Source organism: Streptomyces acidiscabies (assembly GCF_020010905.1).
GTDB classification, from domain to species: Bacteria; Actinomycetota; Actinomycetes; order Streptomycetales; family Streptomycetaceae; genus Streptomyces; species Streptomyces acidiscabies.
In genome coordinates this window covers 3,083,570-3,107,985 of record NZ_JAGJBY010000001.1, presented here as the reverse complement: position 1 = coordinate 3,107,985, position 24,416 = coordinate 3,083,570, and the positions used below count along the sequence as shown (strand labels likewise).

The following is a 24,416-nucleotide window of genomic DNA, read 5'->3' as shown; positions in this document are numbered from 1 at the left end:
CGGCGACCGGCACACCGCGCTGCCCGCATGCTCCACCACTCCACCCCGAGGACACCAGACAGGGAGCACCCCATGTCCACCCCGTCCCCCGAACCCGCGCCCCCACCGGGCGCCGTCCTGCTCGTGATCGTCGCCGCGTACCTGATGGTCGGCGTCGACGCCACCGTCATGAACGTCGCCCTCCCCGCCATCCGGCAGGACCTCGACTTCACGGACACCACCCTCTCCTGGGTCCTCAACACCTACACCCTCGCGTTCGGCGGGTTACTCCTTCTGGGTGGCCGGACCGGGGACCTCCTGGGCAGGCGCCGCACCCTCACCCTCGGCGTCCTGGTCTTCACCGGCGCCTCCCTGCTCGGCGGACTCGCGCCCGACGGCACCTGGCTCCTCGTCGCCCGCGCACTGCAAGGCATCGGCGCCGCCCTCACCGCCCCGAGCACCCTGGCCCTGATCACGAGCACGTTCCCGGACGGCCCGCGCCGCCACCACGCGCTCGGCGTCTACTCCTCGACCGCGGGCATCGGCGCATCGGTCGGCCTGGTGCTCGGCGGCATGCTCACCTCGTGGGCGTCCTGGCGCTGGGCCCTGCTGATCAACGTCCCCGTCGGCGCGGCGATCGTCGCCGCACTCCCCCGGTACGTCCCCGAAACCCCGTGCCACAAAAGCGAGTTGGACATCAAGGGCGCCCTCGCAGGAACCCTCGGCACGACGTCGCTGGTGTACGGGTTCATCGAGGCGTCGGAGCGGGGGTGGACGCACGGCACGACCCTCGCCGCGTTCGCCGCGGCGGCCGTACTCCTCTGCTGCTTCACGCTCGTCGAGGCACGGGCCGCTCAACCCCTCATGCCGCTGCGGCTGTTGGCCGACCGCAACCGCGCGGGCGCGTACGCCGGGGTGATGCTGATGCCCGCCGGGATGTTCGGCGCGTTCTACTTCCTCACGCTGATCAGCCAACAGGCGCTGCACTACAGCCCGTTGAGGACGGGGTTCGCCTTCCTGCCGATGACCGTCGCGCTGTTCACGACGGTCCGCTACGTCCCCCGCCTCCTCGCCCGCCTCGGCGCGAAGCCGCTCATGCTGACCGGTACGGCCCTGCTGACCGCGTCGGCGACGTGGCTCTGGCGCATCGAACCCGGCGACGGCTACGCGGCGGGACTGCTCGGCCCCCTGCTGCTCACCGGCCTCGGGATCGGCCTGTGCCTGATGCCGCTGAACGCGACGATCCTCGCCAACGTCCGTCCCCACGAGGCCGGTTCGGCGTCGGGGCTGCTCCAGACGTGCCAGTGGCTCGGCGGCACCGTGGGACTCACCGTGCTGGTCACGGTGTACGGCACCGCCGCCCGCGACGCGAGAGGCACCCCCGGCGAGATCCTCACCGAGGGTGCCTCCCACGCGTTCGGGGCGGGCGCGCTGATCTCGCTCGCGGCGCTGCTGACGGTGGCGCTGGTGCTCCGTACCCCTCGAACTCCCGCGCCACCGCAGGCCGTTGCACCGCCGCAGCCCACCGCGTCACCGGAAGCCGGCGCACCATCGCAAGCCACCGTGCCCCCGGAAGCCGTCACTCGACCGGGAGCCGCCCCGCACCCGTCCGTCACATCTTCGTCGCCCCCGCCGCCAGATCCCGCAGGAAGTGCCGCGCCCCGATCAGGAACACGATGATCAGCGGCACCACACTCATCAGCGCCCCGGCCATCACCAGCGAATAGTCCGCCTGGTAAAGGACGTTGAGGTTCGCCAGCGCCACCTGCAAGGTCACCTTCTCGGGGTCGATCATCACGACCAGCGGCCAGATGTACTCGTTCCACAGCCCGATGAACGTGAAGATCCCGAGGAACGCCAGCGCCGGCCGGAACATCGGCAGCGCGATCTTCCAGTACAGCCGGAAGAACCCGGCCCCGTCGATGCGTCCGGCGTCCAGCAGTTCGTCCGGCAGCGAGTTCTCCGCGTACTGCCGCATCCAGAAGATGCCGAACGCGTTGGCCGCGCCGGGGACGATGAGCGCCTTGAGCGACCCGGCCCACCCGAACTCCGCCATCGTCACGAACTGCGGCACGAGGGAGAGTTGGGCCGGGATCATGTACGTCATCAGCAGCATGCCGAACATGAACCGCTTCGCCGGGAAGTCGTACTTGGCGAAGGCGAACGCGGCGAGCGAGTCGAAGAACAGCACCAGCGCCGTACCGACGACCGCGACGACGACCGTGTTGAACAACGACCCGAAGAAATCCACGGAGTCGACGACCCGCTTCATGTTGTCGAGGAGATGCGGCCCCGGCACCAGCTTCGGCGGATAGCGGTAGATGTCCTGCGTCGTGCCGGACGCCATCACCACCAGCCAGTAGAAGGGGAACAGCGAGACCAGCACACCCAGCAGCAGGACGACGCGGACGGCGATCCGGGTGACCCGGCTGCCGGAGCCGATCGCGAGCCCCGCGCTCTGCCTCTCGTCAGCGGCCACGGCGCGGCCCCCCGTCCCGACGCCCGGACACCAGACGCCAGTTGACGATCGTGAACACCGCGATGATCGCGAACAGCACCCACCCCATCGCGGCGCCGTACCCGAACTGGTGGTCCTTGAAGGCCTTTTCCCACAGGTACAGCACGATGGTCATCCCTTCCTGACCCGGCCCGCCCAGCGTCCCGACGTCGTCGGTCTGGAACAGCACCTGCGACTCGGTGAAGATCTGGAGCCCGTTGATGGTGGAGGTGACCGCCGCGAACAGGATCACGGGCCTCAACTGCGGTACGACGACCCGGAAGAGGGTCTGCCAGCTGTTGGCGCCGTCCATCCGCGCCGCCTCGAAGTGCTCGGTCGGGATGGCCTGGATCCCGGCGAGGAAGATCAGCGCGTTGTAGCCGATCCACCGCCAGATGATCATCAGCGAGATCGCCGACTTGATCCCCCACTCGGAGGACAGCCAGCCGACCCCGTCCAACCCCACCGACTTCAGGCCCGAGTTGAGGAGACCGGTCTGCGCGAACACCGACCCGAAGACGATCGTCATCGCGACCATCGAGGTCACGTTGGGGATGAAGTACGCGACCTTGAGCGCCCCGCCGAACCGCACCTGCGAGTGCAGCAGGAACGCGAGCACCAGCGCCAGGAACAGCATCGGCACCGTCGACAGGAGCCAGATCTCGAAGGTGTTGAGCACCGAGTGCCAGAACACTGAGTCCTGGAGCAGCCATCCGTACTGCTGGAGCCCCACGAACCGCATGCTCCCGATCCCGTCCCAGTCCTGGAAGGACAGGTACAGCGAGAACACGACGGGGAACGCCCCGAAGACGGCGAACAGCACGTAGAACGGCGCGATGGCGAGCCACGGCCCGAGGTGCCGCCGCCGCCCGCCGGGCGCGGTGGACGACGTACGGCGGACCAACGGCCGTTTCTGGGCGGCCCGTTCGGCGACTGCGGCCATGTCAGCTCACCCCCACTCTGACGAGCGCGGACTCGGCGCTGCTGACGGCGTCCCGCCAGGCGCGCTCGGGGTTCTTGCCGAGCGTCTGGACGTTGGTCAGCTCCTGGAAGAACGGCGTGTTGGCGGTCTCCTCGTAGGGGCTGAAGTAGAGGACCGGTGCCTTCTGCGCCGCCGGACCGAAGACGTCGATGGGCCGCTGGCCGCCGAAGAAGAGGTCGGCCTCGTGCATCGCGGGGTTCGCGTAGGCGGCCGGGGTGGTGGGGAACAGGGCCGACTCCTGGTAGGACTTGAGCTGGTTGGCCGGGCTGAGCAGCCAGGCCAGGAAGGCGAACGCGCGCTCCGGCTCCCGGCAGTAGCGGGTCAGCGTCATGTACGAACCGCCGTAATTGGCAGGGCCGTTGGGCATCGTCGTCAGCCGCCACAGGCCGGACGACTTCGGCGCGGTGTCCTTGAGGCCGTTGATCGCCCACACCGCCGTCGTCATGGTGGCGATGCGGCTGTCGTTCATCGCCGCGTTGTAGTCGGGGGTGCCGTCGGAGATCCGGGCGGCGAGGCCCTGCTTGAGGATCTCTACGGCGGTGTCCCAGGCGCGGCGTACGTGTGCCTGGTCGCCGATGAAGCGGTTGTCGGAGTCGACGAACTGCTTGGTGCTCTGGAGCATCGCCTGCTGGAAGACGTTGCCGATGTTGCTGACCAGGTACGGCCCGTTCCCGGCGCGCAGCTTCCTGCCGGCCTCGATGTACTTCTCCCAGGTCGACAACTCCCGGGCCACGTCGGCGGGTTCGTACGCGATGCCCGCCTTCTGGAACAGGTCGCGGCGGTAGTACAGCGCGGTCGGACCGGCGTCGAGCGGGAAGCCGATCATGCGGCCCGACGGGGTGAAGCAGCTCTTCCACTTCCAGTCGAGGTACTGGCCCCGCACCTTCTCCGCGCCGTAGTCCCGCAGGTCGAGGAACTCGTGCTCGTCGGGGAAGAACGTCGCGAGGTTGTCGGAGTTCGCGACGGTGATGTCGGGGACGTAGGCGCGGGCGGCGAGGCTGGTGCGCACCTTCGAGTCGATCTCGCCGGACGGCATCTGCGAGCCGCGCACCTTCAGCCCCGGCACGCCGGGGACCGCGCTGCGGGCGGTGGCGAGGAGCTTCTCGCTCAGTGCGCCCTTCCAGTACCACAGGCTCAGGTGGTCGGTGCCGGCCGAGGCCGAGCCGCTGCTCGCCCCGCAGCCGGACAGGCCCAGCAGGGCCCCGCCGACGCCGCCGAGGGAGACCCCCAGCAGGCGTCTGCGGGACATCGTTCGGTGTTCCATCACGCGCGGCTCGCTTTACGGGGACGGGGAAGACAACGATGTCGATGCCCTCGTGAACGTTCCCGTGAACGTTCACGGGAACGTTGCCGTCGAGTATTGGGGCGGCCGAAAACCAGTGTCAAGACACGTACGACGGTTATGTGCTGACGTCATGTCAGCAGGACGGATCCCGGGCAGCCCCCTCAGGCGGAGGCCCGCACCACCAGCTCGGGAGTCACCCAGGCGTCCTCGCCGGACAGCGGCTCCTCCCCCGCCAGCAGCCGCGCGACCTGCTCGATCGCCAGCCTCCCGAGCCGGCGCTTGTCCAGGTCGAGGGTGGTGAGCGCGGGTTCGACGAGGGTGCCGAGCGACAGCCCGTCGAAACCCAGCACCGCGAGATCGCCGGGGACGGTCAGCCCGCGCCGGCGCGCGGTGCGCATCGCGCCGACCGCGATCAGGTCGTTGAACCCGAACACGGCCGTCATCTCGGGGTGGTGCGCGTCCAGCAGCCACTCCATCCCCGCCTCGCCGCCGACGACGCTGTGCTCGGGGCACTGCACGACCCACCGCTCGTCGAGGTCGAGCCCGTGCCGCCGCGCCTCCGCGAGGAACGCCTCCCGCCGGGGTCCGGGTCCGGGCGAGCGGTCGCCGTCCAGCATGCCGATACGGCGGTGTCCCGCGCGGACGAGGTGCGCCATCCCGGCTTCGAGGCCGCCCGCCGCGTCGATGCCGACGGCCGCGAACCGGGTCTGCTGCGGGCCGCGTTCGAGCAGCACGAGGGGTACGCCGCCGAGGTGGCGGGCCAGCACGTCGTCCTCGTTCTTGAAGTAGCCGACGACCGCGTCCGCCTGGTGGGACAGCATGTCCAGCGCCTCGCGCTCGCGGACGGCGTCGGAGCGGGTGTCGCAGACGACGACCTGCCAGCCGCGCTGCTCGGCGGCCTCCAGCACCCCGGCGGCGACCTCGGGGAAGAACGGGTTCATCAGGTCGGGAATGACCAGACCGGCGGTCACCGCGCCCTTGCGGACCATGCCGCGCGCGAACCGGCTCGGCCGGTAGTCCAGCAACCGGGCGGCCTCCAGGACGCGTTCCTTCGTCGCCGGGTCGATCTCGCCCTTGTCGTTGACCGCGCGCGAGACCGTCTGCCGCGAGACGCCCGCCAGCCGGGCCACGTCATGGATGGTGGCCCGGCGGCTGCGGCCGTCAGGCTGCTCGATACGCGGCATCTGTCGCTCTTCGTCGGCCCACACGGGGTGAACTGTATCCGGCCGGTGCGGGAACATGATCCCCTCGTGCGGGCCGGTGACTTCATGATCCCCGGGCGCGGCCCGCGACTTCGGGCTCTCAGAACAGCGCGCTGTACGCGTTCAGCGCCGGCTGGCCGCCCAAGTGGGCGTACAGGACGGTGGATTCGGCGCCGATCTCGCCCCGCCGGACCAGATCGACCATCCCCGCCATGGACTTGCCCTCGTACACCGGGTCGGTGACCATGCCCTCCGTGCGGGCCGCAAGGCGCATCGCGTCGAGGGTCGTCTCGTCCGGGACGCCGTAGATCCCGGCGTGGTAGCGCTCGTCCAGCTCGACGTCGTTTTCGGTCAACTCGCGCTTGACGCCGATGAGTTGGCCGGTGCGCTGCGCGATGCGGGCGATCTGCGTCCGCGTCTCGACGGGCTTCGCGGAGGCGTCGATACCGAGTACGCGACGGGGACGGCCACCCGACTCCTCCAGCGCCGCGAACCCGGCGACCATCCCGGCCTGCGTGGAGCCGGTGACGGAACAGACCACGACCGTGTCGAAGAAGACGCCCAACTCCTGCTCCTGCTCGGCGACTTCGTACGCCCACCCGGCGAACCCGAGCCCGCCGAGCGGGTGGTCGGAGGCGCCGGCCGGGATCGCGTACGGCGTGCCGCCCGACTCCTCGACCTCCCTGAGCGCCAGCTCCCAGCTCTCCTTGAACCCGATCCCGAACCCGGCCTTCACGAGCCGGACGTCCGCACCGGCGAGGCGGCTGATCAGGATGTTGCCGACCTTGTCGTACACGGAGTCCGGCCAGTCCACCCAACTCTCCTGCACCAGCACGCACTTGAGCCCGGCGCGCGCGGCGCAGGCTGCGACCTGGCGAGTGTGGTTGGACTGCACCCCGCCGATCGACACGAGCGTGTCGCACCCCTTCGCGAGGGCGTCGGCGACCAGGTACTCCAGCTTGCGCGTCTTGTTGCCGCCGTACGCCACACCGGAGTTGCAGTCCTCGCGCTTGGCCCACAGGGCGGCGCCACCGAGGTGTGCGGTGAGGCGCTCCAGGGGGTGCACCGGGGAGGGGCCGAAGAGGAGGGGGTAACGGTCGTACGAGGAAAGGGACATGAGGTTCTCCCGAACGTGTCTCAAGGAACGCGAACTTTCAGACCAGGTCGACGAGTTCTTCGAGCCCCCGCCAGATCTCCGCCGTCGCCCGCACCGCCCCGGCCACGTCCCCGGCCTCGCACGCGTCGATCAGCTGCTCGTGCAGCCCGGCGGACCGGCAGTTGCCGCCTTCGCCGAACCGGCGCCGCTCCAGGCGGCGGATCAGCGGCGTGTAGCGGGCGATCGTGGCGGTGGCGGCGCGGTTGCCGCCGACCCGGACGAGTACGTCGTGCAGCTCGTCGTCCGCGAGGAGTGCCGCGTCGACGTCCCCCGCGACGACAGCGCCCGCGAACCGCTCGTTGGCGGCGCGCATGGTGGCGATGTCCGCGAGGGTGAGGCGGGTTACGGCGATCCGGGCCGCCAACTCGTGCATCGCGCCCACGACGGCGGCGGCGTCCCGCACCTCGCTCGCGACGAGCGGCGTGACCCGCGTATAGCTCTGCGGCTTGCTCTCCAGCAGCCCCTCGTCCACGAGCCGCGCGAACGCCTCCCGCACCGGCGCCCTCGACAGCCCCAGCCGCTCGGCCAGATCGACGTCCCGCACGACCGCCCCGGGCTCGATCTCCCCGCTGACGATGGCGTCCCGAATGGCTTCACAGGCGCGGTCCCTGAGGAGGGTACGGCCCACGGGTCTTATGGCTTCCATGAATTGAAATGTTAAATGTCAGTCAGATGAAGGGCAAGGCCCGCACTCCCCCGAAGTGCGGGCCTCAACGCTCAGACGTGCCACGGCCAGTCGGCGTTCCGCGCCCTCTCCAGCAGCGGCACCATCCGGAACGCCGCGTCCGAAAGCCCGCCGAACGTATGCCGGTTGGCCGTCCCGGAGGGACCGTGACCGGCCCGGTACCCCGCCAGGTTCCAGGTGTAGACCGGGATGTCGGCCGGGACCTGCCCGGTCGGGTCGCCGTGCGAGCTGTACGCGTACTGCTCGTCGGTGACGATCAGCACCCGGTCCTGCCCCCGGTAGTGCGAGCGGATCGCGGAGACCGTGTCGGTGCCCCCGAGGTCGCCGAAGCGCTCCAGGATCCTCAGCACCGACTCCCCCTGGTCGAAGGCGAGTCGGCGGCTCGTCGTCCCGAACTCGACGAGGTCCGCGTCCTCGGCGCGCAGCGCGAGCGCCGTGCCGAAGATCGCCGCCGCGTCGGCCCGGTTGAGCTGCGAGCGCTCCGAGAGGCGCGACCACATCGAGCCGGACCGGTCGACGAGGACGAGGGTGCGGCCGGGCAGCGCGGGCACGTTGGCCAGCGAGTGGCCGAGCGCCCGCTCCAGCGGGTACGACCAGCGCAGCGAGGGCGCGTGCCGGTACGCGGCGAGGTAGCGGAACGGGAACTGCCGGGAACGCGCGACCTGTTCGGGGTCGCTGATCCGGGCGGCGACCCGCGCGGCGACCTCGTCACAGACCCCGGCCTCGTCGAAGTTGCGCAGGTTCCGCAGCAGTGCCATCGCCCCCATCGACGGGATCACCGCCTCCCACGCGTCCTTGTCCATCGGACCCTGCAACCAGCCCGCCAGCGCCTCCCACGTCATCCCGGCCGCCGCGAGCCGCTCGGCACCGCCGTCCGACGTGACGACCGCCCGCCGACGCTCGACCGGCAGCTCCATCAACTCCCGGTGCGCACGCAGCACTTGGTCCGACCCCGGCACCACGGCCGTCTCCGGGTGGTGCCGCCGGTCCAGCGCGTACCGGAACAGCTCGCCCTGCCAGGGCTTCGCCGGGTCCGGCGCCGCGTGCACCAGGTTGAGGATGTCACCGAAGCGGTACCCCTTGGCCGAAGTGTCGTACTTCAGCAGGGACTTGGCGTGATAGAGCCGCCGTACGGCGTCGGCGACGCCGCGCTTGACGGGCTTCGGGACGTTACGGCCATGGGTCGCCGTCCAGTAGGCGAGCAACTCGCCGGGCTCGTCGGGGCGTTGCAGTACGGAGTCGACGACGCCGCGGTTCGAGGGGCCCTCGGTGACGCCGGCCGCGAGGCGCGCGTGCACGTACTCGGCGGCGCCGACCACGGCTGCCGTACGGAGGTTGCCCTCGCCGCGCAGCCAGCGGAGGAGTCCCGCCGTCCACTCGGGGTCGGTGACCGCCAACTGGCGTACCAGCGTGGCGAATCGGTTGTCCCGGTCGGCTCCGGACTCGTAGAAGGTGTTCTCGGAGACGAAGTTGGCGACCGCGAGCAGAAAAAGTTCGGAGCGTGCGTCTCGCTCGTGACCGTGACCGCCCTCGCCGGTGCGCAGGGTGCGGCCGGTAGTGGTGACGGGAGACGTCGTCCGCGCCTTCGTGGCGCGGGTGTTGAAACGGGCCATGGTGAATTCCCCCCGAAATTCAGCGAGTCACGAGGGAAGGCACGGCGCGTGGAAGGTGCCCGAGGTCGGAGTCGGCGACGGACTTATTCAGGTGCTCTACCAGATTGAGCTACGTCGGCCCTGAGCCGACGACGGGATTCGAACCCGCAACCGCCCGATCCAGAGAAGTAACCGTTGCCTGCGCACCGGGCACCCACCACAAGCCGCGCCTCCCGAGATCAAGTCGACTGCGGTATCGGATTCTTTGGAAGAGAAGTAACCGCCGTCTGCGCACCGGGAGGTGCGTGCTTTCGTGTCTCCGACTCTATGAGGCGCGGCCTGCGGAGGTCGAACCAATTAACGCCCCCCGCAACGCTTACCGCTTCTGCCGCTTCCAAGGCCCCGTGATCGCCACCATGATCCCCGGCGTCTGGATGTTCGCGTACAGCGTCCGCCCGTCCGGCGAGAAGGTCACCCCCGTGAACTCGCTGTATTCCGGGGCCTCTTCAGTGCCCGCGTTGAGTTCGTTGCGGGCGATCGGGTACGTGCGGCCGGAGTCCGTGGCGCCGAAGAGGTGCTGGACGCCCTCGCCGTCCTCGGCGATGACGAGGCCGCCGTAGGGGGAGACGGTGATGTTGTCGGGGCCGTCGAAGGCGCCGTCCTGCGCGGGGTCGGGGTTGACGCCCAGCAGGACCTTCAGGGTCAGCGTGCGCCGCTTCGGGTCGTAGAACCAGACCTGCCCGTCGTGCTGGACGGGGCTCTCGGAGCGGGCGTAGGAGGAGACGACGTAGGCGCCGCCGTCCGCCCACCACATGCCCTCCAGCTTGCGGGCGCGGGTGATCTCGCCGTCGGCGAACTGCTTGCGCACGGCGACGGTCTTCGCGTCGCGGTCGGGTACGTCGACCCAGTCGACGCCGTACACCGTGCCGATCTTCGTCGCCCGGGACAGGTCGTCCACGAACTTGCCGCCGGAGTCGAAGCACTTGGGCGCCTGGAGGACACCGGCGTCGTCGGCGAGCGTGCGGAACTTGCCCCGGCCGTGCTCGAAGCCCTTCGGCGGGGTCCAGCGGAACAGCAGGCCGTTGGGGGTCGCGGCGTCCTCGGTGAGGTAGGCGTGGCCGCGCTTCGGGTCGATGACGACGGCCTCGTGGTCGTAACGCCCGAAGAACTTCAGGGGTTTGGGGTCCTGGTTGGCGCGCCGGTCGATGGGGTCGACCTCGAAGACGTACCCGTGGTCCTTGGTCATCCCGTTCGTGCCGGCCCGGTCGGAGTTCTCCTCGCAGGTCAGCCAGGTCCCCCAAGGGGTGCGCCCGCCCGCGCAGTTGGTGGACGTCCCGGCGATCCCGACCCACTCCGCGACCCGCCCGCCGGGCCGCACCTCGACGACCGTGCAGCCACCGGAGGCGGCGGGGTCGTACACGAGCCCCTCGGTGAGCGGCACGGGGTGCGCCCACTTCGAACGCGGCCCCTTCAGCTCATGGTTGTTGACCAGCAACGTCGTACCACGCGGCCCGTCGAAGGTCGCCGTCCCGTCATGGTTGGACGGCGTGAACTCACCGGTCTCCAGCTTGGTCTGCCCGCTGTAGGTGATGACGCGGTACGAGAACCCGGCGGGAAGCGCGAGCAGCCCCTTGGGGTCGGGGAGAAGAGGCCCGTACCCGACTCCCCCGTGCTCGCACCCTTCGCTCTCGACGTCGGTGGAGGCAAGGGCGTTGGGCGCGGACCCAAGCACACCGGCACCACCGGCCAGTACAACCCCGGCGCCGGTGAGCGCAGATCTCGCGGCGAAGTCCCTGCGGGTGAGCGACATGTTGTCTCCTGAGACAGGTGAGTGTGCCGTGGAGGGTGGCGCACGGAAGTCCGCGACGACACACTTCCGCCCGCTCTTTAACAACAGTTGAACAACCCACCAGGGGCGCGGGGAACTGCGCGAGAACCACAAACGACCCGCACTCGCGCGAGCACCTCAACCCCCCTGCTGCGACCGCGCCTTGAACGCCGCCTTACGAGCCTCCTTGGCCACCCTCTTGTCCGGATGCAGCCGACCCATCGCCTCCAGCACATCAGCCGTAGCCGGATGCCCCACCCTCCACACCGCCGCAAAAAACCCTTCGTGCTGAGCCGCCAACCCCTCCACCAACGCCTGAAGTTCCTCGGAGTTCCCCTCCGCAGCCAGCTGCGCAGCCACCGTATCGATGGTCAGCCAGAACACCATCTCCTCGGACGGCGCAGGCACATCAGCAACCCCCAACTCACTGAGCCACACCCGAGCAAGCCCACCCAACTCAGGATCGTCGAGAACCTCCCGCACGGCGGGCTCCGCCTCCACCCCCACGAGCGACAAGGCCTGCTGACACCGCAACCGCCGCAACGGAGCCCCCTCGTCCGCACCCCGTGCAGCCGCCAGCAACTCCCGCGCCGCATCAAGGGGTTGACGCCGCCCGAGCCACTGCTCGGTCTCGGCCTGCGCCGCCCGCGACCCGTAAGAAGCGGTCCCGTCAAGCAGCACATCCGCACCCTTGTCGGCGAGTTCCCCCACCGCCGGCACGACGAACCCGGCATCGAGGAGCCGAGCCCGCAACCCGTACCGCCCCAGCGGAGTGAGCCGCACCATCCCGTACCGCGAGACGTCCGTCTCGTCGACGCCCTCGGCGACCTCGCCCTCCATGAGCGCCTCGTCGACGGGCTCGTACTCGACGAGCCCGACCGGCTCCAGCAGCCGGAACTGGTCGTCGAGCCGCATCATCGCGTCGGAGACCTGCTCCAGGACGTCGTTGGTGGGCTCCCCCATGTCCCCGGGGACGATCATCGACGCGGCGAGGGCGGGCAGCGGCACGGGCCCCTCGCCGGGGCCGTCCTCGCTGACGGACAGCAGGTAGAGGTTGCCGAGCACCCCGTCGAGGAACTCCGCCTCGGCCTCGGGGTCCCAGTCCAGCTCGGAGAGGTCGACCCGGCCGCCCTCGTCCATCATCTCCATGAGCGCGTCGAGATCGGGGGTGCTGGCGTCGGCGAGGACGGTCTCCAGCGCGGCGAGCCAGACGGTCAGCACGTCCTGCGGGGAGCCGCCGAGCAGCGCGAGGTCCTCGCCCGTACGGACGGTCCCGGCCTCCTCGTCGACGATCTCGACCAGCCCGGCGTCGACGGCGACCCGCCACGCCTCGCTGGCGTACGCGGGCGCGTCCTCCCCGGTCAGCCCCAGCTCCTCGGCGGCGGCCGGCAGCTGCTCCTCCGCGAGCCCGCCCCCGGCGTCCACCCTGGTCGCGGGCCCGGCCCACCGGGCGAGCCGCGCGGCCCGCTCCAGCAGCGGTACGGCGAGGGCGTCCCGCGCCAGCTCCGCTTCGGTGGCGAGCCGCACGGGCGGCAGGGGGGAGCTGTCTGACATCGGCTGTTTCTCCTCAGCGAGCACCGGCGGTACACCCCGTAGTACCTGAGACCGAGAGGACCCGGTCGTACCTCTCCCCGAAGCCTAGACGGGTTTCGTCCCCTGACGCCCGGTTCACCTGCCCGTCGGCCGCCGTACATGGCTGAAACCTTGACAAGTGGCGAGATCAACAAGGAGATTGACGCGCGTAGAAAGCGGGGCGGCCATTCACTCGTCCCCGCGCTTTCTACGCGTGTCACGTACCTGCCAGAATCAGGTTCCCGCACTCCCCCCACGCGCTGTGCCGTCCACGCCCCGCCCACTCCCGCCCCGGAGGGATCACTTGCCCAGCAAGTCGTCCGCGCGTCTCGCCGCGCTCACCGTCGCCGCCGTCTGTTCGGCCGCGTCCACCGTCGTCCTCGTCTCGCCCGCGCACGCGGACACCGTCCGTGTCCACGACATCCAGGGCACGACCCGGCTCTCCCCGTACGCCGGCCAGCAGGTCACGGACGTCCCGGGCATCGTCACGGGCATCCGTACGTACGGCTCGTCCCGGGGTTTCTGGATCCAGGACCCGAACCCGGACGCGAACCCGGCGACCAGTGAGGGCGTCTTCGTCTTCACCAGCTCGACCCCGAAGGGCGTCGCGGTCGGCGACGCGGTCACGGTCACGGGAACGGTCTCGGAGTTCGTCCCCGGCGGGACCGCCTCCGGGAACCAGGCCGTCACCGAGATCACGAAGCCGACGACCACCGTCGTCTCCAGCGGCAACGCGCTCCCGGCGCCGGTCGTGATCAGCGCCCGCTCGGTCCCGGCGACGTACGCGCCCGCGCCCGACGGCTCGATCAACGGCCTCACGCTGGAGCCGAAGAAGTACGCCCTGGACTACTACGAGTCCCTGGAGGGCATGAACGTCCAGGTCGCCGACACCCGCGTGGTCGGCGCCACGGACCCGTTCACCGAGCTGTGGGTGACGGTGAAGCCGTGGGAGAACGCGAACCGCCGGGGCGGCACGGTGTACGGCTCGTACGAGTCGCAGAACACCGGCCGGCTCCAGATCCAGTCCCTCGGCGCGACGGCCGACTTCCCGGCCGCGAACGTCGGTGACACGCTCAAGGGCGAGACGGCCGGCCCGCTCGACTACAACCAGTTCGGCGGCTACACCCTCGTCGCGAGCAAGCTCGGCACGCTCGAAAGCGCCGGTGTGCAGCGGGAGTCGACGCGCAAGCAGTCGCGGGGCGAGCTGGCGGTCGCGACGTACAACGTCGAGAACCTCGACCCCTCGGACACCACCTTCGCCGCGCACGCGTCCGCGATCGTGAACAACCTGAAGTCGCCCGACATCGTGTCCCTGGAGGAGATCCAGGACAACAACGGCGCGAAGAGCGACGGCACGACGGCCGCCGACGTCACGGTCACGAAGCTGATCGACGCGATCGTCGCGGCGGGCGGCCCGACGTACGACTGGCGTTCGATCTCCCCGGTCGACGGCCAGGACGGCGGCGAGCCCGGCGGCAACATCCGCCAGGTGTTCCTCTTCAACCCGCAGCGCGTCTCCTTCACGGACCGCGCGGGCGGCGACGCGACGACGGCCGTCGGGGTCACGAAGGTGCGTGGCAAGGCCGAACTGACCGTCTCCCCGGGCCGGATCGACCCGGCGAACGAGGCGTGGAAGAACAGCCGAAAGCCGCTCGTCGGCGAGTTCGTCTTCCGTGGCAAGACGGTCTTCCTGATCGCCAACCACTTCAACTCGAAGGGCGGCGACCAGGGTCTGACCTCGCAGTACCAGCCCCCGGCCCGCTCCTCGGAGGTCCAGCGCCACCAACAGGCCACGCTGGTCAACGCGTTCGTCAAGAACGTCCTGGACACCCAGAAGAACGCGGACGTCATCGCGCTCGGTGACATCAACGACTTCGAGTTCTCCGGCACCGCGAAGATCCTGGAGTCGGACGGCGTGCTCTGGTCGGCGATCAAGTCCCTGCCGAAGAGCGAGCGTTACTCGTACGTCTACCAGGGCAACACGCAGGTCCTCGACCAGATCCTGATCAGCCCCTCGATCCGCCGGTCCTGCGACTTCGACTACGACTCCGTGCACGTCAACTCGGAGTTCCACGACCAGATCAGCGACCACGACCCGCAGGTGCTGCGCTTCCAGCCGTAGCGGTACGGATACGACGGCCCGGTCCCCTCTTCCGCCGAGGGCCCGGGCCGTTCCTACGCCGAGGGCCGCCGCCCTTCCCTACGGCCGAATTGGCCAGGAAATGCAGCAGGTTGACGGTCACGATCGCGGGCGCGACGATCCCCGGCGCGCGCGGGAACGCCGGTTCGAGGGACAGCGCGAGGACGATCGCCGTGACCCCGTTCTGCTGGCCCAGCGAGAGCAACACCCGGTCGGTGCGCGGGAGTCGGCGGGTCAGGACGGCTGCGACGACGGCGTGCGCGGCGAACGCGGCGGCGCCGAGGACGACTCCGTACCCGAAGCTGACGCCCCCGACGAGCAGCATCCCGAGCAGGAACGCGGCCGTGGCATAAGCCCCTTTGGTCACCGCGCCCACGAAACGCCCCACCAACGCGGGCCGGAAGAACAGCCCGACGACCGCGATCCCCAGCATCAGCGTGTACGACGCGGCGAGCACCAGCATCCCCACGACCAGCACGACCCCGGCGGCGTCCGCCCACCGCCCGCGCCAGCGGCGTACGAGGAACCAGACGCCCCCGGCGACCGCCACCAGGACGGCGCTCCAGCCGAGTTGGGCCGCGTAGCCGCCCGCCGAGCCGCCGATGCCCTCGCCGTCCGCGGCCAGCGGGACGGTGAACGCGGTGAGCAGGACGGTCACGGGGTCGTCGAAGGACGCCCAGACGGAGAGGATCGTCTTCGCGCGCGGGGACATCCGGGAGGAGTCGCGCAGGGCGGCGACGGAGAGGGGGTCCACCTGGGCGACGGTGACGGCGAGGACGAGGTACGCGGGATCGTCGAGCGTCAGCCACAACACCCCGGCGATCAGGGCCGCTTTGGCGACGACGCCGACCGTCACCGCGAGGCCGATCAGCCCCAGGTGCTCGCGGGCCTCGCGCAGCGAGATGTCGGAGGTGCTGCCGTAGAGGCCGACTGCGAGCAGGAGCATCGTCGCGAAGAGGAACGCGTCGGAGCCGCTGACCTCCCCGGTGCCGTTCCCCACCGCCCAGCCCGCCGCCAACAGGCCCAGCAGCAGGCCGAGTTGCCTCACCCGGACGTGAACCGGTCGGGCGCCAGGACGCGTTCCACGGCCGTCGTCAGCTCGGCCATCCTGAGGTCGGCGTGGAAGACGCGGTCCTGGTTGAGGGTGACGCCGAGCAGGAAGGGCCCGTCGCCGACGGCGGCGTAGTAGAGGGCGCCCTCATCGACGTCGAGGACGGTCCGCGTGAGCCGGCCGGGCAGGACGGCCTTGAGGGAGTGGTTGAGGCGGGCGACGACGAACGGCAGCCGCTGGGCGATGTCCTGGTAGCGGTCGCGGCGGCTCTCCCGGCTGATGTTGCGGAAGTAGGGGGCGAGCTGGGCGAGTTCGAGGACGTCGGTGGAGAGGAGGCCGGACGGGTCGTGGTAGGCGACGTAGTGCAGGTCCTCGACGGACAGCGCGGCGGCGCAGGCGGTGAGGAGGGTCTCGGGGTGCGGTCCGACGGCGCCGGAGCGGTCGGTGTGCAGCGCCTCGGTGACGGTCGCCGGGCCGTCCGGCTGCGAACGGACCACGGGCGGCGGCTTCTTGAGGTCGGCCGCCTCGAACCCGCCGTAGTTCGGGCCGCGTTGGCGCAGCAGCTCGGCGAACCGGACGGCGAGGCGGGCCATCGCCCGGTCGCCGGACTCGTCGTGCTCGGCGCCGAGCGAGACGCCGGTGAGGTACTCGCCGGGGCGGACGTAGTAGTGGAAGACGGAGGCCTCGCCCAGTCTCAGCACCGTACGGATGAGCCGTCCGCTCTCGGCGGGGCGCAGGGCGCGGTCCATCCGGCCGAGCAGGAAGTTGAGCTGGCGTCCGACGCGGATGTACAGCTCGCGGTCGACGGCGGCGTCCTCGGCGACCGACTCCAGTATGTCCACGGAGTAGTTGTAGACACCCCGGTGGTAGGCGGCGACGTGGTGGAGCCCGTCGGAGTGCAGCGCTTCGGCGCACATCTCGACGAAGTCGTCGCTGGCGGTGGTGACATGGGCCGCGCGCCGGCGGCGCAGCGGGGTCATCACCGAGGTCCCGGTGGGAGTGTCGGTTCGGTCGGGGTCCGCGGTGTCCACCACGCCTCCTCAGGGGCCGCCTGGGCCGAAGCCGGTGCGGAACAGGTCGGGTTCGAGCGCTTCGAGGCCGTCGCGGAACGCCTTGCCGAAGGGGCTCTGCGGGCCGGGCAGCGCCCCCTGGGCGACGGTCTGCGCGGCTCGGGGGTCGTAGGGCAGGTCGAGAACGGTTCGTACTGGCAGTGTGTCCCTGGAAGCTGTCCCTCCAACCCCGTTCGGCGAATTGTGGCCGGGAAGTCGCGGACCGGGACCGGGTCTGTTCGCCACGTATCCCGCGAGTCTGCCCAGCAGTCCCGCGCGCTCCAGTGCGGCGGTGAGTTCGCGTACGGCGGGATGGGTACGGCCGTCCGGCGGGCCGACGAGGAAGACGTACTCGACGCTCTCGCACACCCGGCGCGTGCACGGCCCCCACCCGGTGCCGCAGTCGACGAGGAGGCAGCCGGCGATCTCGGCGAGGCTCTCGGTGGCCCGGCCGACGATGTCGGGCAGGTCGGGGCGGCTGGCGAACGCCGAACTCCCCCTGCCGCGCAGGCCGTTGAAGAGGCTCATGTGCCGGCTGCGGCCGTCCCGGGAGGCCAGTTCGCGCAGCAGCGGCTGGGCGACCCGGTCGCACAGGGCGATCTTCTCCTCGCGCGCGAACCCGACGAGTCCGCAGCCCTGTTCCTCACCGCAGGCCCGCTGCCAGGCGGTGAGCAGCGAGGTGAGCCCGGCGCTCTCCAGGTCGGCGTCCATGAGGACGACGTCCTGTCCTTTGGGCCCCATCTCGGCGTCGATCAGCGCTCCGGCGGTCGCCGTCACGAGGCTCGCCCCGGTCCCGCGCCACGGTGAGAGCACCGCCGCCGACCAGGGTTGCCCCCACTCCCGCCCGTTCCTCACGGCCGTACCCTTCTGTTCTGTCTCCTTGCAGGTCATCAACTGGTGCCCGGTATCCGGATGCTGACACTCGATCAGATGTACGGCACGTCGATGTCCAGCTCTATGCGCTGCCCGCCGGGTCCGCTGCCGCCGCTCTCGCCGGCGCGGGTCTGGCTGTCCTGGAGGTTGGTCGCGGCGAACGAGGTGAGGGGGTGGCGATCGCCGCAGCGGACCCGGAAGCGTTCGTAGGTGCGCCGGTCGAGTTCGAGGGCGGCGGCCGACTCCCCCACGAAGACGAGGGCGTTGGCGTGGTCGAGGGCGGCGATGAGGGTCAACGGGTGGTCGGAGCCGAGGGTTTCGGCGAGGCCCCGCCAGCCCTGTTCGCTCAGTTCGGCGACGCCGTCGAGGATCCCGGCGGAGCGCCGGCACAGGGCGAGGTTGGTCTGGGCGATGCGGTGGAAGGGGTGGCCCTCGTGCCAACTGGCGTACCCGCGTACGGATTCCTCGGCGAGCCGGCAGGCCTGCGCGTGTTCGCCGAGGAGCCTGAGGTCGGCGGCGAGGGCGAGGGAGGCGGCGAGGCGTTCGTGGTGGTCGGGTCCGGCGTAGGCGAGCCAGCCGGCCATGGCGTCGGCGTCGCACTTGCGGGCGGTGCGCAGCCGGTCGGGGTCGTGGCTGCCGGTGCGGCGCAGGGTGGCGGCGAGGGCGCGGCCCGCGTACAGGGTGACGGGGTCGGACTCGCCGTGGTGGCGTTCGGCGTCCGCGAACGCCTGGCGCAGCTGGGCGAGGGAGGTGGGGTAGTCGCCGGACTCCCGGTAGCGGCAGCCGAGTTGGACGGCGAGGCTGAGGGTGAGTTCGTGGGTGATGCCGAGGACGCGGCGGCTGCGTTCGTAGGTCTCGCGGTGCAGGTCGAGGGCTTCGGCGGTCATGCCGACCATGGCGAGGGAGAGGCCGAGGTTCAAAAAGGCCATCAGGGAGTACGGGTTGTCGGCGCCGGAGACGGTGGTGAGGATGTCGGCGGTCGACTGGTCCTCGGCGAACGCGTCCTGGACCTCGCCGAGCGCGCGCAGTTCGGCGCCCCGGCCGGTGGCGCTGCGCAGGGTGTACGGGTGTTCCAGGCCGAGGCCCGCGCGCAGCCGGTTCAGCGCGCGGTGGTTGACGCGTTCGGCGTCGGCGAAGCGTCCCGCGTCGCGGTGCACGTTGCCGAGTTCGACGGCGAGCCTCAGCGTGAGGATGTCGTCGGTGGTTTCGAGGTCGCCGTGCCGCTGCGTCCAGGTCTCCAGGAGCTGTTCGGCGAGCGTGCGGGCGGGGTCGAGGCGGCGGGCGAGGCGCCGGTGGCGTACCTGGTTGACGAGCCAGCGCCGTACGTCGGTGTCGTCGCTGAGGGCGGCGCCGCTGGGGTCGACGTGCTGGTCGAGTTCCTCGAACACCGGCTGGTGGCGCTCCTCGTCGGCCTCCGGGTCGGGCGGTACGAGGGAGGCGAGGACGCGTTGGGTGGCGGCGCGGGACTGCTGGAACTCCTCGGCGGTGAGTTCGTCGCGTAGGAAGCGCAGGCCCATGGGGTCGCCGACGACGCGGCCGACGCCGAAGTCGGTGCGGGCCAGGGCCCGTTGGCCGAGCGCGTGGAAGGCGCGGCCGGCGGTGGCGGGTCCGGTGGGCTCCTCCTCGGGGCACAGCCAGCGCAGGGCGGCGGGGCTGCGCAGGACGTCGAGGGCGGCGCCGGTCGGGGCGAGGTGGGCGAGCAGCAGCAGGAACCGTTCGGCGCTGGGGTGGTCGGCGCGCAGGGACTCCATGGAGACGGCCCAGGTGGCGTGCGCGGCGGCCGGGTAGCCGGGTTCGCGGGAGGCGGGGGTGCCGCCGCCCTCGGCGCGGGTGCGCATGGCGAGGGCGTAGGCGGCGACGGCCTCGCGCAGGGGCGGTCCGGCGTTCTTGATGTAGGCGGCGGCCTGTTCGACGGTCTGCGGGAGGTGTCCGGAGACGGCGAGGATGTCCTGGGCGAGGTCGGCGGCCAACCCCGGGAAGTGCAGGCGCAGTTGCTCGCCCGCCTCGGCCTCGGTGGGCATGTCGATCTCGACGGGGCGGCCCGTGGCGTGCCAGTCGGCGGCGTCGGAGGTGATCAGGACGTGACTCGAACCGCCGCCCGGGACAAGGCCGTTGAGGTCGGCGGGGCTGCGGACGTCGTCGTACACGAGCAGGAAGCGGTGGTGGTCGCCCCAGCCGTCGGCGAGGGCGTCGAGGGTGCGGGCGACGGCGTCGGTCGCGGAGCGCCGGGCGACGCCCAACCGCTCGCCGAGGGCGGCGAGTTCGTCGCGGACGCAGTCGGCGGTGTCGGCGCGCAGCCACCAGATAGCGTCGTAGTCGGGGGCGAACCGGTAGGCGAACTCCAGGGCGATCCGGCTCTTGCCGACGCCGAGCGGGCCGGTGAGGATCGCCGGGGACACGGGCCGGCCGGGCGGGAACGCGTCGCGCAGGGCGCCGATGCACTCCTCGCGGCCCTGGAAGGTGGCGCCGCGCGGCGGGGTCTTCCAGATCTTCGGGTTCTGTCCGGGGAAGCGCACCCCGCCCGAACCCGGGGCGCGGGCCTGGCCGTTCTGCGCGAAGTGCTCCAGGAGCAGCTCCTCGGCCTCGCTCTCCCCGAGGTTCTGCAGGTGCGGCCCCTTGAGGTCGCCGAGCGGCGGCCGTACGCGGGTCTCCTCGACCCGCACGGCGACGATCGAGTCGCTCCGGTCCCCCGACCCGAGCCGCCCGGCGGCCCGCAGGTGCTGCTGGATCACGGCGTCCAGCTCGGGCGCGGACTGGAGCGCGGGCGATACGACGAGGATGGTGTACGAGGGTTTCGCGTCGGCCGGCATCGCGTGCGGGTCCCACTGCGCGGTCGTCTCGCAGCTGATGCCGAGCCGGGCGAGGACGCTGCGGATCCACTCGGCCCACAGCCGGTCGGGGGCGGCGTGCACGATGCGCGCGGTGCGCAGGCCGGGGGTGCGGACCTCCTCGAACCGCTCGGCGAACCTGAGGCGCAGCGGCTCGGGGACGGGGCGGACGCAGGAGATCTTGCCCCGGGTGATCTCCTGTGCGATCCGTACGTACGCGTCGAGTTGGAGGGATTTCGTGCCGGGGCGCAGCGTGAAGGGGACGAGGGTCTCCTCGTAGGCGAACGCCGGGTGGTGCGGGACCTCGACCTGGCCCCAGTACTCGTCGAGGGAGCCGGTGGTGAGGGGGGCGACGAGTCCGGCGAACTGCCGTTCCACATAGGCTCGCCTGCGCCCCGCCTTGCCCGGCTCGGCGTGCTCGACGCGCATCGGGACGGGCAGGATGCGGATCTCCCGCCCTGTCTCGCGGGCCTGTTGGTGGATCTGGCGGGCGACGGAGGCGGTGCCCTCGATGGACTGGTTGCTCAGGTTGAACCCGGCGACGACGACGTCCGGCAGCCACAGCGTGCACACGGACGCGTTGTCGGAGTGGCCGGTGCGGCTGTCGATCAGGACGTAGTCGTACGGCCCCTGGCGCAGCCGTTCGCGCAGCGTCTCGACGTAACGGCGGCCCTGGTGCTGGCCGTAGAACGCGGACCAGTCGAAGTAGGCGACGCGCTCGCTGTACTTGTCGTTCTGGACGCCGGGGCCGAGGTAGTCGATGGTGCCCCGGGGGCGGAAGTCGCTCCAGCGGATGGTGTCGCGGTGCGGGAGGACGTCGGTGTGCGTCGACAGGAGTTCGGACAGGTGCTGTTCGAAGGTGTCCTCGTCCAACTCCTGGGCCCGCTCCTGTGCGAGCAGCGCCTCCACGCCCCGGCCGTAGCCCTGGACCATGTCGACGACGCCGGTCGTACGGCTCAACTCGGCGTCGTTCAGGAAGGGGTGGTAGAAGCGGTGGAGTCCGGGAGACTCCAGGTCCCAGTCGACGACGAGCACGCGGCTGCCCTCGGTCGCCAGGATCCAGGCGACGTTGGCCAGGGCCATCGTGCGTCCCACGCCTCCTTTGTAGGAGTAGAACGTGACTACGGTCGCCGGTTCATGGGCGGCCTCGGCGCCGGGCGGCTCCGGCTCCACGCTGCTCATTGATGCTGCTCCACATGTTCGCGTCAGCCATGCGGTCCGCGGAGGACGGGACGCTCACCGTCCGCCGGGGAGGAGAACCAGGATCTGGTGCGAGGGGGCGAGTCCGGCCGCTCGATCGCGGTCCCCGGGGGGGCCGTCTCCTGTGGCGTACCGGTGCGCCCGCTGAGCCACGGTACCGGTACAGGGGCAAGGTGCACATCCCATGAGACGACAGACGTACGGGACATAGCCCGGAAAGGGGTCAGGTACCCGGCGTCATGTGCGGTCATGGTGGGGGGTGTTCGGTCCGCTGCCGACAGTACCCGCTCGGCGACATTCCGCAACACCCGTAAGTAGCCGCCCCTCGCGGCCGGGTCGCGGATCAACTGCCCTACTCCGCTGCGGGGATAGTCCGTCCCGGCGGGCTGGCCCGACTGCCGGGCCGTCTCCTCGACCAGCCGCGCGGGCAGCCCGGCGCTCTGCCACACCACCCCGACCGGCCGCACCGAGGCGTCCCCGGTGCGGTGCAGGCGCCAGCTGAGGCGCTCCTCGAAGACGGAGAGGTCGTAGGTGCAGGAGGGGCTGCGGAAGTATTCCTGCGAGTAAAGGACCACCAGACAACGGCAGTTCATCGCCGGGACCTCGGCCGGCAGGGCGAGCGCCAGATCGCTGCGGCGGTGGTCGGCGAGGAGTCCCTCGTATCCCGGCTCGCGGCCCGTGCGCCCCCGGATCTCGGTCTGGAGATCCGCGTGGAAGTGTTCGACGTCCCGTCGCCCCGCACCCTCGACCGCATGGCTGACGAAGAAGTACGGCACCATGCTCGCCTCCCCCCGGCCCAGCCCAGGCCCTTGCGTTCCCTTTGATCAATGCAACGGCTCTACCCCGGCGGGCATCCCCATGGTAGAGGGATTCCCTTGCTCTGTAACGGGGTTGTGACGCTCTTTCACCAGTGCGAGCAGACTGTCGTTCACGCGTTCGGAAACATGCGCGATGAACGCCTTGAGGTCGGCGCAGTAACAGGACGGGTTGTCGTACCCGTTGGCGGCCCGGTACCGGTGCGCCCGCAGCCCGCCGCCGCACACGCGTACGACGGGACAGTCCCGGCACTCGCCGCACAGCCCGCCGATCCCCGCCCGCTCGGCCGCGAACCCCGGGTGCGCGGCGGCCTCGTCGAGGCTGTGCCGGGCGAGATGGAAGCCGGTGCTCGCGGCTCCTTCGTGTACGGCCTTGAGGATGTCGTTCTGCTCGATCGCGCCGTCGGGCTGGATCACGACGACGTCGGAACCGCCGACTCCCCATACTTCAGTGCCGGTCGACCCGCCCAGCAACACGTCCACCAGCGAGTCGAACATCCGCACCGGGACCTCGCGGACCGGCGCGTCGAACCAGCGGTCGAAGGCCGCCGCGAGCCAGCGGGCGTACGGGGTGCCCCCCGATTCCAGCCCGGGCGGCGGGTGTTGGCGGGTGCCGAGCGGCAACAGGAAGTCCAGGGACGGGGGTTGCTGCTTCAGGAGGGCCTCGTACGTCTCCACCGGGTCGGCCGCGAGGTCGACGGTGCACAGCAGTCCGGCGTACAGGGACGGGCGTGCGCGCAGCAGCTCCAGCGCTTTCAGTACGTCGTCGTACGTCCCCCGGCCCGACGCGCGCCGCCGGCGCCGGTCGTGCGCCTCCCGCGTTCCGTCGAGGCTGACGCCCACCCGGATGCCGTACCGCTGGAAGACGTCCAGCCAACTCGCCTTGATCTGGGCGCCGTTGGTCTGGACGACGAGGTCCAGCGGGGTGTCCAGGCCGCGCCACTGTTCGTGCAGCGCCTGCGCGAAGTGCGCGATGCGGCGCGGGCCCGCGAGGAGGGGTTCGCCGCCGTGCAGCATGACGCGGGCCCGGGTCGGGCGGTGCGCGCGGACGTGGTCCGCTATCCGACGGGCCGTCAACTCCCGTATGGCATACGGCATCGCGCGGGGCTGGGTGGACCAGCCGGTGTCACGCAGGGCGTAGACGTAGCAGTCGGGGCAGGCGAAGTCGCAGCGGGAGTGCAGCTTGACGACGAACTGGGAGAAGGTGACGGCCAGTTGGGTGTCAGACGGCACTGTGCCACCCCGGCGGGGTGAGGGGACCGCTCCTGGTCCGGCGTAGGAGTGCCTCGATGATCGCGGAACGCGGTAAGCCGTACAGCTGATCCCCGGACGCCGCCCGGACCAGGTCGGCTAACTCTCCCCGTTCCCGCCTGCCTTCACTCTCGCGCTCGGTCCTCTTCACGCCAGACTCCATTCCCCCCGAGCCCCGCGCTCGCGCCGGGACCGGCCCAGGACCCTGCTACAGTCCGGGACTCGTGAGACGTCGGCGAATATCACCCCGTACGCCTGACGTGTGCCCGTACGCCTGACGTGTGCGCCCGTCAGGCACTCTTCACTGTACCCAGGGCGGTCAAGGAAGCCTATCCTCAAGGAGCGGGGGTCCCGGACCGACCCGGAGCCAGACGTTGCGAAGCACAGGTCCAAGCCGGTGAGAGCAACGCCCTGCCGGCCACCCGGCGGCA

17 protein-coding genes are annotated in these 24,416 nt (G+C 70.8%); 2 read left to right on the top strand and 15 right to left on the bottom strand.

The features are described 5' to 3' along the window. Nucleotides 1-72: 72 nt before the first annotated feature. Nucleotides 73-1,659, top strand: a complete 1,587-nt coding sequence (locus J8M50_RS14480) for an MFS transporter (protein ID WP_010352418.1) — start codon at nt 73-75, stop codon at nt 1,657-1,659. Here the strand turns inward: J8M50_RS14480 and J8M50_RS14475 are convergent. The 9 genes from J8M50_RS14475 to J8M50_RS14435 all read right to left on the bottom strand — a co-directional run bounded on the left by J8M50_RS14475 (nt 1,592) and on the right by J8M50_RS14435 (nt 12,760). After that, nucleotides 1,592-2,458, bottom strand: coding sequence for a carbohydrate ABC transporter permease (locus J8M50_RS14475; RefSeq protein WP_010352419.1), 867 nt, complete (start codon nt 2,456-2,458; stop codon nt 1,592-1,594). The two genes, J8M50_RS14480 and J8M50_RS14475, sit on opposite strands and share 68 nt — an antisense overlap. Continuing rightward, a complete protein-coding gene (locus tag J8M50_RS14470; RefSeq protein WP_010352420.1) occupies nt 2,448-3,419 on the bottom strand; it encodes a carbohydrate ABC transporter permease in 972 nt (323 codons plus the stop codon). Before J8M50_RS14470 ends, J8M50_RS14475 begins: the two co-directional genes overlap by 11 nt. Before the next feature lies 1 nt (nt 3,420). Next, nucleotides 3,421-4,707 carry an ABC transporter substrate-binding protein gene (locus J8M50_RS14465; RefSeq protein ID WP_010352421.1) on the bottom strand — a complete coding sequence of 429 codons (1,287 nt, stop codon included), beginning with the start codon at nt 4,705-4,707 and terminating at the stop codon, nt 3,421-3,423. A 197-nt stretch (nt 4,708-4,904) separates the two neighbouring features. Then, on the bottom strand, nt 4,905-5,927 hold the full coding sequence (locus J8M50_RS14460) for a LacI family DNA-binding transcriptional regulator (protein ID WP_010352422.1): 1,023 nt from the start codon (nt 5,925-5,927) through the stop codon (nt 4,905-4,907). Between the two features lie 118 nt (nt 5,928-6,045). Beyond that, nucleotides 6,046-7,062, bottom strand: a complete 1,017-nt coding sequence (locus tag J8M50_RS14455; protein WP_010352423.1) for a 1-aminocyclopropane-1-carboxylate deaminase — start codon at nt 7,060-7,062, stop codon at nt 6,046-6,048. A 37-nt stretch (nt 7,063-7,099) separates the two neighbouring features. Beyond that, nucleotides 7,100-7,747, bottom strand: coding sequence for a GntR family transcriptional regulator (locus J8M50_RS14450; RefSeq protein WP_029183672.1), 648 nt, complete (start codon nt 7,745-7,747; stop codon nt 7,100-7,102). Nucleotides 7,748-7,818: 71 nt separating this feature from the next. Beyond that, entirely contained in the window at nt 7,819-9,399 is a 1,581-nt protein-coding gene (locus J8M50_RS14445) for a TROVE domain-containing protein (protein WP_010352425.1), read from the bottom strand. Nucleotides 9,400-9,754: 355 nt separating this feature from the next. Continuing rightward, complete coding sequence (locus J8M50_RS14440; protein WP_010352426.1) at nt 9,755-11,188, bottom strand: alkaline phosphatase PhoX; 1,434 nt, start codon at nt 11,186-11,188, stop codon at nt 9,755-9,757. Between the two features lie 156 nt (nt 11,189-11,344). Next, a complete protein-coding gene (locus tag J8M50_RS14435) occupies nt 11,345-12,760 on the bottom strand; it encodes a hypothetical protein (RefSeq protein ID WP_010352427.1) in 1,416 nt (471 codons plus the stop codon). A 322-nt stretch (nt 12,761-13,082) separates the two neighbouring features. Between J8M50_RS14435 and J8M50_RS14430 the strand changes: the two genes are divergently transcribed. Beyond that, nucleotides 13,083-14,900, top strand: coding sequence for a DUF8508 domain-containing protein (locus J8M50_RS14430; RefSeq protein ID WP_010352428.1), 1,818 nt, complete (start codon nt 13,083-13,085; stop codon nt 14,898-14,900). Here the strand turns inward: J8M50_RS14430 and J8M50_RS14425 are convergent. The 6 genes from J8M50_RS14425 to J8M50_RS14400 all read right to left on the bottom strand — a co-directional run bounded on the left by J8M50_RS14425 (nt 14,860) and on the right by J8M50_RS14400 (nt 23,967). After that, nucleotides 14,860-15,966 carry a cation:proton antiporter domain-containing protein gene (locus J8M50_RS14425; protein WP_010352429.1) on the bottom strand — a complete coding sequence of 369 codons (1,107 nt, stop codon included), beginning with the start codon at nt 15,964-15,966 and terminating at the stop codon, nt 14,860-14,862. The genes J8M50_RS14430 and J8M50_RS14425 overlap by 41 nt on opposite strands. Next, entirely contained in the window at nt 15,963-17,003 is a 1,041-nt protein-coding gene (locus tag J8M50_RS14420) for a hypothetical protein (protein WP_141655560.1), read from the bottom strand. Before J8M50_RS14420 ends, J8M50_RS14425 begins: the two co-directional genes overlap by 4 nt. A gap of 6 nt (nt 17,004-17,009) precedes the next feature. Further along, nucleotides 17,010-17,873, bottom strand: coding sequence for a MinD/ParA family ATP-binding protein (locus tag J8M50_RS14415; RefSeq protein WP_141655561.1), 864 nt, complete (start codon nt 17,871-17,873; stop codon nt 17,010-17,012). Between the two features lie 71 nt (nt 17,874-17,944). Then, a complete protein-coding gene (gene fxsT, locus J8M50_RS14410; RefSeq protein WP_010352432.1) occupies nt 17,945-21,901 on the bottom strand; it encodes an FxSxx-COOH system tetratricopeptide repeat protein in 3,957 nt (1,318 codons plus the stop codon). Between the two features lie 23 nt (nt 21,902-21,924). After that, entirely contained in the window at nt 21,925-22,698 is a 774-nt protein-coding gene (locus J8M50_RS14405) for a hypothetical protein (protein ID WP_010352433.1), read from the bottom strand. Nucleotides 22,699-22,743: 45 nt separating this feature from the next. Then, the gene (locus tag J8M50_RS14400) at nt 22,744-23,967 is read right to left on the bottom strand and encodes an FxsB family cyclophane-forming radical SAM/SPASM peptide maturase (RefSeq protein WP_010352434.1); all 1,224 of its coding nucleotides are present in this window, start codon (nt 23,965-23,967) and stop codon (nt 22,744-22,746) included. Between the last annotated feature and the right edge of the window lie 449 nt (nt 23,968-24,416).